The 11326-nt window shown below is 71.2% G+C and carries 5 protein-coding genes; 4 read left to right on the plus strand and 1 reads right to left on the minus strand.

Annotation, left to right across the window (positions count from 1 at the left end; all coding sequences use genetic code 11):
• Positions 1-135: 135 nt before the first annotated feature.
• The gene (locus IH80_RS0116995; protein WP_030961353.1) at positions 136-2403 is read left to right on the plus strand and encodes a M4 family metallopeptidase; all 2268 of its coding nucleotides are present in this window, start codon (positions 136-138) and stop codon (positions 2401-2403) included.
• A gap of 218 nt (positions 2404-2621) precedes the next feature.
• Here IH80_RS0116995 and glgP read toward each other — a convergent pair whose 3' ends face one another.
• Positions 2622-5258: an alpha-glucan family phosphorylase gene (gene glgP / locus IH80_RS0117000; RefSeq protein ID WP_030961355.1), complete on the minus strand. Its 2637-nt coding sequence runs from the start codon at positions 5256-5258 to the stop codon at positions 2622-2624.
• A gap of 769 nt (positions 5259-6027) precedes the next feature.
• Here glgP and IH80_RS0117005 point away from each other — a divergent pair.
• The 3 genes from IH80_RS0117005 to IH80_RS0117015 form a co-directional block, all read left to right on the plus strand.
• Positions 6028-8022: an alpha-1,4-glucan--maltose-1-phosphate maltosyltransferase gene (locus tag IH80_RS0117005; protein WP_030961356.1), complete on the plus strand. Its 1995-nt coding sequence runs from the start codon at positions 6028-6030 to the stop codon at positions 8020-8022.
• A complete protein-coding gene (gene treS, locus IH80_RS0117010; RefSeq protein ID WP_030961357.1) occupies positions 8019-9737 on the plus strand; it encodes a maltose alpha-D-glucosyltransferase in 1719 nt (572 codons plus the stop codon). The genes IH80_RS0117005 and treS overlap by 4 nt, the downstream gene beginning before the upstream one ends.
• A gap of 178 nt (positions 9738-9915) precedes the next feature.
• Positions 9916-11326, plus strand: a 1411-nt coding sequence (locus IH80_RS0117015) for a maltokinase N-terminal cap-like domain-containing protein (RefSeq protein ID WP_063757303.1), incomplete at its 3' end; no start/stop codon positions are given.

Genomic DNA, 11326 nt, shown 5'->3' on the forward strand with positions numbered 1-11326 from the left:
TTCCGGCCAACATTTTGACGCGGCCCTGACATCCGACGCGCCAAGTGGCAATCTTCGACCGTTCATCGCACCGCACCTGCTCTGCCCGGAGGCCCACCCAGCCATCCGGAACCCCCCTTGCAGAAGGAGTCTGCGTTGAGGTCCACCCCCCAGAGGCGTGCCACCGCGGCGGGCGCGCTCGTTGCCGCGGCAGCCCTGCTCGCCGTAGGTATACAGACCGGAACCGCCACCGCCGACGCCACCGCGTCACAGGCACCCAAGGCCGCCCAGTCCAACCCGGGCGCGGCCAACCGCGTACTCAGCGCATCGGAGCGTGCGACGCTCCTCGCCGAAGCCAACTCGACCACCGCGCAGGCCGCCAAGGCGCTCGGCCTCGGCAGTGGCGAGAAGCTCATCGTCCGCGACGTCGTCCAGGATGCGGACGGTACGACGCACACCACGTACGAGCGGACCTACGACGGTCTGCCCGTGCTCGGCGGCGACCTCACCGTCCACGCCAAGAACGGCGTCACCAAGAGTGTGACGAAGGCGACCCAGCACGAGATCAAGGTCGCGACCACCGAGGCCTCGGTCACCCCGGCCGCCGCCGAGAGCCAGGCGGTCTCCGCCGCCAACGCCGAAGGCTCGAAGGAGGCCAAGCCCTCCAAGAACGCCCGCAAGGTGATCTGGGCGGCCGAGGGCGTCCCGGTGCTCGCGTTCGAGACGGTCGTCGGCGGCCTCCAGCACGACGGCACGCCGAACGAGCTGCACGTGGTGACCGACGCCAGGACCGGCGCCAAGATCACCGAGTGGCAGGCCGTCGAGACCGGCACCGGCAACACGATGTACAGCGGCCAGGTGACCCTCGGCACCACGCAGTCGGGCAGCACCTGGAACCTCACCGACGCCGCGCGCGGCAGCCACAAGACCTACAACCTCAACCGCGGTACGTCCGGCACCGGCACGCTCTTCTCCGGCCCGGACGACACCTGGGGCAACGGCCTGCCCTCCAACCTGGAGACGGCCGGCGCCGACGCGCACTACGGCGCCGCGGTCACGTGGGACTACTACAAGAACGTGCACGGCCGCAACGGCCTGCGCAACGACGGCGTCGCCCCGTACAGCCGGGTCCACTACGGCAACAACTACGTGAACGCGTTCTGGCAGGACTCCTGCTTCTGCATGACGTACGGCGACGGTGACGGCAACGCCAAGCCGCTCACCTCCACCGACGTGGCCGCGCACGAGATGACCCACGGCCTGACCTCGGTCACCGGCAACATGACCTACAGCGGTGAGCCCGGCGGCCTGAACGAGGCCACCTCCGACATCTTCGCGGCGGCGGTCGAGTTCTACGCCAACAACCCGCAGGACGTCGGCGACTACCTGGTCGGCGAGAAGATCGACATCCGCGGCAACGGCACCCCGCTGCGCTACATGGACAAGCCGAGCAAGGACGGCTCGTCCAAGGACGCCTGGTACTCGGGCATCGGCTCGATCGACGTCCACTACTCCTCGGGCCCGGCCAACCACTGGTACTACCTGGCCTCCGAGGGCTCCGGCGCCAAGGTCGTCAACGGCGTGAGCTACGACTCGCCGACCTCGGACGGTCTCCCGGTCACCGCGATCGGCCGCGACGCCGCCTCGAAGATCTGGTTCCGCGCGCTGACCACCGGTCTGTTCAAGTCGAACACCAACTACGCGGCCGCCCGTACGGCGACCCTGCAGGCGGCGGCCGACCTGTACGGCGCCGGCTCGACCACCTACAACAACGCGGCGAACGCCTGGGCGGCCATCAACGTCGGCCCGCGCATCGTGAGCGGCGTCTCGGTCACCCCGATCGCCAACCAGACCACCCAGATCAACACCGCGGTGAGCCTCCAGGTCCAGGCCACCAGCACGAACCCGGGTGCGCTGAGCTACGCGGCGACCGGCCTGCCGGCCGGCCTGTCGATCAACGCCTCCACCGGCCTGATCTCCGGTACGGCCACCACCGCGGGCACGTCCAACGTGACCGTCACGGTGACCGACTCGCAGGGCAAGACCGGCACGGCGTCCTTCACCTGGACCGTCGGCACCGGCCAGCAGAACGTCTTCGAGAACACGAACGACTACCAGATCGCGGACAACGCGACGGTCGAGTCCCCGATCGCGGTGACGCGTACGGGCAACGCCCCGAGCACGCTGAAGGTGGACGTGAACATCGTCCACACCTACGTCGGTGACCTGGTGGTCGACCTGGTCGCCCCCGACGGCAGCGTGTACAACCTGCGCAACCGCTCCGGCGGCAGCGCGGACAACATCGTCCAGACCTTCACCGTGAACGCCTCCTCCGAGGTCGCCAACGGCACATGGAAGCTCCGCGTCCGCGACGCTGCCAGCCTGGACACCGGCTACATCAACAGCTGGAAGCTCACCTTCTGACCCTCCGGGGCAGCGTGAGCGACAGCTGAGCCGGCAGATGACACGGGGCCGCCCGGGAGAAGACCTCCCCGGGCGGCCCTGTCCCATGGAGCCCTACCGGATCCGCCGGGTCAGCCGGATCCGCCGGGTCAGCCGGGTCAGCCGGTCCCCCACCGGCCACGTGAGAGGGGCGGGCGGCGGATGGCCGCCGCCCGCCCGCTCTCACGCTCACGTCCGGGTCAGCGCAGCAGCACCCCGCCGCCGGCGTCCGTGCCCGCCGGGGACGCGACCAGGCCCAGTTCGGCCGGGGTCGCCAGCAGCGGATGCGTCGGCAGGATGCGGACCGTGTAGCCGAAGGGCCCGGTGCGGTCGAGGGCGAGCGGACCCTCGTACACCCAGCGCCCCTCCATGTCGGGGCCGGCGGCCGGCTTGAGCGGGAAGGTCCGCCCGTCACGGATCACGTCCTGCGGGTCCACCCGGCCCGCCACCGCCTGGACCTCCACGTCCTCGGGCGCCAGCGTGTCCAGCGACACCTGCACCCGCAGCGTCAGGGTGGCCCCGAGCTCCGCCGTGCCGTTCACCGGAGCCGCGGCCAGCGCCTCCACGTGCTCGACGCCCACCAGCGGCCACGACGCCCGGACCCGGCCCTTCCACCAGGCGAGGTCCCGCGCCGCGTCGGGGGTCAGGGAGCGGTGGGCGAGCGCGGCCGGTGCGTACAGCCGCTCCACGTACTCGCGCACCATCCGCCCGGCGAGGACCTTCGGTCCCAGCGACACGAGCGTGCGCCGGACCATCTCGATCCACCGCACCGGGAGCCCGGCGCGCCCGGCCCGGTCGTAGAACCGCGGTGCGACCCGGCCCTCGATCAACTCGTAGAGGGCGCCGGCCTCCAGGTGGTCCCGGCGGTCCTCGTCCGCACCGAGCCCGTCGGCGGTCGGGATGGCCCAGCCGAAGTCCGGCTCGAACCACTCGTCCCACCAGCCGTCCAGGACGGACAGGTTGAGACAGCCGTTCAGCGCGGCCTTCATGCCGCTCGTGCCGCACGCCTCCAGCGGGCGCAGCGGGTTGTTCAGCCAGACGTCGCAGCCCGGGTAGAGCTTCTGCGCCATGGCCATGCCGTAGTCGGGCAGGAAGACGATCCGGTGCCGCACCCGCGGGTCGTCCGCGAAGCGCACCAGCTCCTGCACGAGCCGCTTGCCGCCGTCGTCGGCCGGGTGCGCCTTCCCCGCGACGACGATCTGCACCGGCCGTTCCGGGTCCAGCAGCAGCCTGCGCAGCCGGTCCGGGTCGCGCAGCATCAGGGTCAGCCGCTTGTACGAGGGCACGCGCCGGGCGAAGCCGATGGTCAGCACGTCGGGGTCGAGTACGGAGTCCACCCAGCCCAGTTCGGCGGCAGCGGCCCCGCGCTGGAGCCACGATGCCCGCAGCCGGTCCCGTACCTCCTGCACCAGCTGCTCGCGGAGCACCCGGCGCAGGTCCCACACGTCCTGGTCGGGGATGTCGGCGACGGCGTCCCAGCGCCGGGAGCCGCCGACCGACAGGGCGTCCTCGGTGCGGCCCGCGCCGATCTGGCGGGCGCCGAGCCGGACGACCTCGGGTGCCACCCAGGTCGGGGCGTGGACCCCGTTGGTCACGGAGGTGATGGGCACGTCGGCCGGGTCGAAGCCGGGCCACAGGCCGGCGAACATCTCCCGGCTGACCGCGCCGTGCAGGGTGGACACGCCGTTGGCCCGCTGGGCCAGCCGCAGCCCCATCACCGCCATGTTGAACACGCCGGGGTCACCGCCGGGGAAGGACTCGGCGCCCAGTTCCAGGATCCGTTCGACCGGTACGCCGGCCAGTTCCCCGCCGTCGCCGAAGTGCCGGGCGACCAGGCTCCGCTCGAAGCGGTCGATCCCGGCCGGAACGGGGGTGTGCGTGGTGAACACGGTCCCGGCGCGCACCGCCTCGACCGCGGCGTCGAAGCCGAGGCCCTGCTCCCGTTCCAGTTCCCTTATGCGTTCGAGTCCCAGGAACCCGGCGTGGCCCTCGTTGGTGTGGAAGACCTCGGGCGCGGGATGGCCGGTGATCCCGCAGTACGCGCGCACCGCGCGCACCCCGCCGATGCCCAGCAGCATTTCCTGGAGCAGCCGGTGGTCGCTGCCGCCGCCGTAGAGCCGGTCGGTCACCTCCCGGGCGGCGGCGTCGTTGTCCTCGACGTCGGAGTCGAGGAGCAGCAGCGGTACGCGCCCGACGCGTGCCTGCCAGATGTGGGCGTGCAGGGCGCGGCCGCCGGGCAGGGTCAGCGAGACGCGGGCGGGGGTGCCGTCCTCCTGGCGGAGCAGGCCGAGCGGGAGTTCGTTGGGGTCGAGGACGGGATAGTGCTCCTGCTGCCAGCCGTCGCGGGAGAGCGACTGGCGGAAGTAGCCGTGCCGGTAGAGGAGTCCCACGCCGATGAGCGGGACTCCGAGGTCGCTGGCGGCCTTCAGATGGTCCCCGGCGAGGATGCCGAGGCCGCCGGAGTACTGGGGCAGGGCGGCGGTGATCCCGAACTCGGGGGAGAAATAGGCGATGGCGGACGGAAGTTGCGCGACGTTCTCCTGGCTCTGGTACCACCTCCCGCCGTTGACGTAGTCATCGAGGTCGGCGGCGGCGACGGCGAGGCGCCGCAGGAACCGGCGGTCCGCCGCCAGTTCCTCGAGCCTGGCGGCGGAGACGGTGCCGAGCAGCCGGACGGGATCTCCGCCGGCGGCCTGCCAGCCCTCGGGGTCGACGGATTGGAAGAGTTCGCGGGTCTCGGTATGCCACGACCAGCGCAGATTGCGCGCGAGGTCGGTGAGCGGCAGCAGGGACTCCGGGATGACGGGGCGCACGGTGAATCGACGGATAGCCTTCACACGTTCCACCTTCGCAGGGGATTGCGGATCGGAGCGGCCGCACCACGCTGTGCACCCGCGCATCACCCCGGGAAGGCTAGCGACGCTCCCGCGTTCCGGCCATGGCGCCCGTGGCGGGGGCCGTGATCGAGGGGACGGCGGTGTGCAGGGCGGGGAGCCCGGCAGGGGCCTGCTCCGGCGGCGCGGCGCGCCGGCACCCGGGCGCGGGCAGGCCCTGCACATGTTCTCGGAGCCCCCTGCCCCAGGAGGAGCGCGCTCGCCCGCTCCCCCCGCGCCTCGAGGGACCATCTTTCGGCCAGATCTCCCAAGCGTCCCTGCATCAGCCGCCACTCCCGCCCCGCGACGGTGCGGAACGTCGTTGACCGTACCCCCGCGCGGGTGGTTCCCCAGGGGTTCCGGAGGCCGGTGTGACGGGTGTTCCGGGCCCCTACGTCACCTGGTCCCGGCCGACTTGACGGAGCCCCGCCGAATGTCGAGCAGACCCTTGGCATGGCCCGTGCCACTACGTACGAGTAGTTAACCAAGTGCGCGGATTGGGCGGGGGGAGAGTGGGAAGGGCTCCCCGGGTACACGTCGTACACGCACGGCGCACCCGCCCACAAACCCTCTCCCCGCCACCCGAGTGAACGCGGACAGGAGCGGCCATGCCCGCAGCCCAGCCGTCTCTTGAGCGGCTAGAAACAGAGCGAACAGAGCGTGCACTACCAGTCGTGATTCCGGCTGGCCTGTTGTCACCGAGCCCTGCGAACTGCCCCCAGGTGATCCCATCATGATCGGTCGCATTCCCGTGCTGGACGTCCGCCCTGCCGTCGACTGCGGCGCCAGACCCGCCAAGGCGGTGGTGGACGAGGTCTTCGAGATCTCCGCCACCGTGTTCCGCGAGGGGCACGACGCCGTCGCCGCCCACCTCGTCCTGCGTGATCCGAAGGGGCGGCTGCGGCCCCCCGTGCCGCTGAGCGAACTCGCTCCCGGCACCGACCGGTGGGGCGCCCGGGTCTCCGCCGAGGTCGAGGGGAGGTGGACGTACACCGTCGAGGCGTGGAGCGACCCGGTGGGCACCTGGCGGGCCCATGCCGCGATCAAGATCCCCGCCGGGATCGACACCGGGCTCGTGCTGCTGGAGGGCGCGGAGCTCTACGAGCGGGCCGCGGCCCGGATCCCCAAGCGCGACGGCCGCGAGGCCGTCCTGGCCGCCGCCGAGATCATGCGGGACGAGGACCGCCCGGCCGCCGAGCGGTACGAGGCCGCGCTGGCCCCCGCCGTGGGCGCCGCGCTCGCCAAGCGCCCCTACCGGGAGCTGGTCACCGCCTCCAAGCCGCTGCCGCTGCTGGTCGAGCGCAAGCGGGCCCTCTTCGGCTCCTGGTACGAGATGTTCCCGCGCTCCGAGGGAGCGGTGCTGGTACCCGGCGAGGCCCCGGTCAGCGGCACCTTCCGGACCGCCGCGGAGCGGCTGCCCGCGATCGCCGCGATGGGCTTCGACGTGGTGTACCTGCCGCCCATCCACCCCATCGGCAGCACCCACCGCAAGGGCCCCAACAACACGCTCTCCGCGGGGAGTTGGGACCCCGGGGTGCCGTGGGCCATCGGCTCCACCGAGGGCGGCCACGAGGCGGTCCACCCGGAACTCGGCACCATCGAGGACTTCGACGCCTTCGTTGCGCGCGCCCGCGAGCTGCAGCTGGAGATCGCGCTGGACTTCGCCCTCCAGTGCTCCCCCGACCACCCCTGGGTGGAGAAGCACCCGGAGTGGTTCCGCCACCGCGCCGACGGCACGATCGCGTACGCCGAGAACCCGCCGAAGAAGTACCAGGACATCTACCCGGTCCACTTCGACACCGACATGGCCGGCATCGTCGAGGAGACCTGCCGGATCCTGCGGCACTGGATGGACCACGGGGTACGGATCTTCCGGGTCGACAACCCGCACACCAAGCCTGTCGTCTTCTGGCAGAAGGTGATCGCGGACATCAACAAGTCCGATCCGGACGTGATCTTCCTGGCGGAGGCCTTCACCCGGCCCGCGATGATGCGCGCGCTCGCCGCCGTCGGCTTCCAGCAGTCCTACACGTACTTCACCTGGCGCAACACCAAGGCCGAGCTGACCGAGTACGTGACCGAGCTCTCCGCCACCCCGTCCGCCTCGGTGATGCGGCCGAATTTCTTCGTCAATACGCCCGACATCCTGCACGAGTACCTCCAGAAGGGTGGCCGTCCCGCCTTCGAGGTGCGCGCGGTCCTCGCCGCGACCCTGTCCCCCACCTGGGGGATCTACGCCGGCTACGAGCTCTGCGAGAACACCCCGGTGCGCGAGGGCAGCGAGGAGTACCTGAACTCCGAGAAGTACGAGTTCCGGCCGCGCGACTGGGCCGCCGCCGACCGCGAGGGCCGCACGATCGCCCCGCTGATCACCGCCCTGAACCGGCTGCGCCGGCGCAACCCGGCGCTCCAGCAGCTGCGCGACATCCACTTCCACACGACCGACAACGAACAGGTGATCGCCTATTCGAAGCACGCGGGCGCCAATTCCGTACTGGTGGTCGTCAACCTCGATCCGCACCACACCCAGGAGGCGACGGTGTCGTTGGACATGCCGGTACTCGGCCTCGACTGGCACGGGTCCCTCGCGGTGCGCGACGAGCTCACCGGCGAGACCTATCACTGGGGCAGGGCGAACTACGTGCGCCTAGAGCCGGGCCGCACGCCCGCGCACGTTCTGGCCGCTCTGCGACCGTCCCCGCCCACCGGAGGGTCACCCACCACATGATGATCAACGATCCCGTCCACGACACCTTCGAGGACACCCCCGCCAAGGACCGCGATCCCGACTGGTTCAAGCGGGCCGTCTTCTACGAGGTCCTCGTCCGCTCCTTCCACGACAGCAACGGCGACGGCGTCGGGGACCTCAAGGGCCTCACCGCCAAACTGGACTACCTCCAGTGGCTCGGCGTCGACTGTCTCTGGCTGCCGCCGTTCTTCGCCTCGCCCCTGCGCGACGGGGGCTACGACGTCTCCGACTACACCTCCGTCCTCCCCGAGTTCGGCGACCTCGCCGACTTCGTGGAGTTCGTGGACGCCGCGCACACCCGCGGCATGCGGGTGATCATCGACTTCGTCATGAACCACACCAGCGACCAGCACGAGTGGTTCCAGCAGTCGCGCAAGGACCCGGACGGCCCCTACGGCGACTACTACATGTGGGCCGACAACGACAAGCAGTACCAGGACGCCCGGATCATCTTCATCGACACCGAGACCTCGAACTGGACGTACGACCCGGTCCGCAAGCAGTACTACTGGCACCGCTTCTTCTCCCACCAGCCGGACCTCAACTTCGAGAACCCGGCCGTCCAGGAGGAGATCATCTCCGCCCTCCGCTTCTGGCTGGACCTCGGCATCGACGGCTTCCGCCTCGACGCCGTGCCCTACCTGTACGCCGAGGAGGGCACCAACTGCGAGAACCTCCCGCGCACCCACCAGCTGCTGAAGAGAGTCCGGGCCGAGATCGACGCCCACTACCCGGACACGGTGCTGCTGGCCGAGGCCAACCAGTGGCCCGAGGACGTCGTCGACTACTTCGGGGACTTCGCCAAGGGCGGGGACGAGTGCCACATGGCCTTCCACTTCCCCGTGATGCCGCGCATCTTCATGGCGGTGCGAAGAGAGTCGCGCTACCCGGTCTCCGAGATCCTGGCCAAGACCCCGGCCATCCCGAAGAACTGCCAGTGGGGCATCTTCCTGCGCAACCACGACGAGCTCACCCTCGAAATGGTCACGGACGAAGAGCGCGACTACATGTACGCCGAGTACGCCAAGGACCCGCGCATGCGGGCCAACATCGGCATCCGGCGCCGCCTCGCCCCGCTCCTGGACAACGACCGCAAGCAGATGGAGCTGTTCACGGCCCTGCTGCTGTCGCTGCCCGGTTCGCCGGTGCTCTACTACGGCGACGAGATCGGCATGGGCGACAACATCTGGCTGGGCGACCGCGACGGCGTCCGCACCCCGATGCAGTGGACCCCGGACCGCAACGCCGGTTTCTCCTCCTGCGATCCGGGCAGGCTGAACCTGCCGGTCATCATGGACCCCGTCTACGGGTACCGGGTCACCAACGTCGAGGCCGCGATGTCCTCGCCCTCTTCGCTGCTGCACTGGACCCGCCGGCTGATCGAGGTCCGCAAGGCGAACCCCGCCTTCGGTCTCGGCTCGTACACCGAACTGCAGTCGTCCAACCCGGCGGTGCTCGCGTTCCTGCGCGATTACGGGGACGACCTGGTGCTGTGCGTGCACAACTTCTCGCGCTTCGCGCAGCCCACCGAGCTGGACCTGCAGTCGTTCAACGGGCGGATCCCGGTGGAGCTCACGGGCGATGTGCGCTTCCCGCCGATCGGCGAGTGGCCGTACCTGCTGACCCTGGCGGGACACGGCTTCTACTGGTTCCGGCTGCGTGCCGAACAGCGCGGTGACCGCCGCGCCGAATAGCCGGCACGGCCACAGGCGGACCACGCCTCAACCAGGGGGCGGGCAGCTCGAACGGGTCAATCGCCCGCCCCTGTACGGATCATCCTGACCCGACACTCGCACATGCCGGAGAAGCAACTGCCGCGCATCCGGGACACTCTGCGCAATCTGTGACGGCCCGGGGAAAGGACGCGACGCCATGTCGGAGGCTGCATCCGCCCGGAGCCGGCTCACTGCCGACCGGGCCGCCGGGATCGCCCCACTGGAACCGATGCTGCGGGCCTGGCTGCCCGCACAGCGCTGGTTCGCGGGCAAGGGCCGGGCCATCAGCAGACTCACGACCGTCTCGGCGGCCGACCTGCTGCCACCCGGATCCACCCCTGGACTGCTGCACGTGCTGCTGGACGTGGACGGGGACTGCTACCAGCTGCTGCTGGGCATCCGCCCGTCCCTGCCGCCCGCCCTCGCACCCGCCCTGATCGGCCACGCCGAGGACGGGCCGTACGCGGGCCGGGCGGTCTACGAGGCGCTGGGCGACCCCCGCCTCGCGGCGATGCTGCTGGAACGGCTGCGCTCCCCCGGCGTCCTCGGCCCGCTGCGCTTCGACCGGGACCCCGCCACACCGGTCCCGGCCGGGCTCACCCCCCGGCCGCTGTCCGGGGAGCAGACGAACTCCTCCCTGATCTACGGAGATTCGTTCATCCTGAAGGTCTTCCGCCGGGTCGGTCCCGGGGTCAACCCGGACCTGGAGCTGCCCAGGGCGCTGGCCGCCGCCGGCTGCACGCGGGTGCCGGCGCCCGTCGCCTGGTACGAGGCGGAACCTCCCGGCGGCGAATCATTGACCCTGGGCGTGCTCCAGCCGTACCTGCGCGGCTCCGACGACGGCTGGCAGCTCGCGCTGCGCCGGCTCGGCGCCGGGAAGGACTTCACCGCCGAGGCGCACGCGCTCGGCCGGGCCACCGCCGAGGTGCACAGCGCGCTCGCCGCGGCCCTGCCCACCGTCGCCCTCGGCCCGGAGCAGACCGCCCGGCTGGCCGCGGGGATGACCGCACGGCTGGCCGCCACCGCCCGGGAGGTACCGGCGCTCCAGCCCTACGAGGCCGGACTGCGGGGGGCCTTCGACGCGCTGGCCGCGTCCCGGGGGACGGGGGTGGCCGCGCAGCGGATCCACGGTGACCTCCATCTGGGTCAGACCCTGCGCACCCTCGACGGCAGCTGGTCGTTGATCGACTTCGAGGGCGAGCCGGCCCGGCCCCTGGCCGACCGGCGCCGCCCCGAACCGGCGGTGCGCGACATCGCCGGGATACTGCGTTCCTTCGACTACGCCGCCCGCTCGCACCGGCCGTTCGCACCGGCCTGGGCGGACGACTGCCGGGCCGCCTTCTGCGAGGGCTACGCCCGCACCACCGGCCGGGACCCGCGCGAGGACCCCGTGCTGCTGCGGGCGTACGAGACCGACAAGGCGGTGTACGAGGCCCGGTACGAGTCCCGGCACCGCCCCGACTGGCTGCACGTCCCGATGGCCGCGATCCGGCGGCTCTCGGAGCCCGCGCGGCCCGCCCACCGCGTGCCGCCGACCCCGCCCGCCCAGGGCGCCCTCTCCCCCCACC

Origin of the sequence: Streptomyces sp. NRRL S-378 (genome assembly GCF_000720645.1) — a bacterium.
Lineage (GTDB): Bacteria > Actinomycetota > Actinomycetes > Streptomycetales > Streptomycetaceae > Streptomyces.

Excerpts from the sequence above, each read along its gene's own strand:
- IH80_RS0117005 (WP_030961356.1), top strand. The coding sequence starts at position 6,028 with ATGATCGGTCGCATTCCCGTGCTGGACGTCCGCCCTGCCGTCGACTGC.
- treS (WP_030961357.1), top strand. The coding sequence starts at position 8,019 with ATGATGATCAACGATCCCGTCCACGACACCTTCGAGGACACCCCCGCC.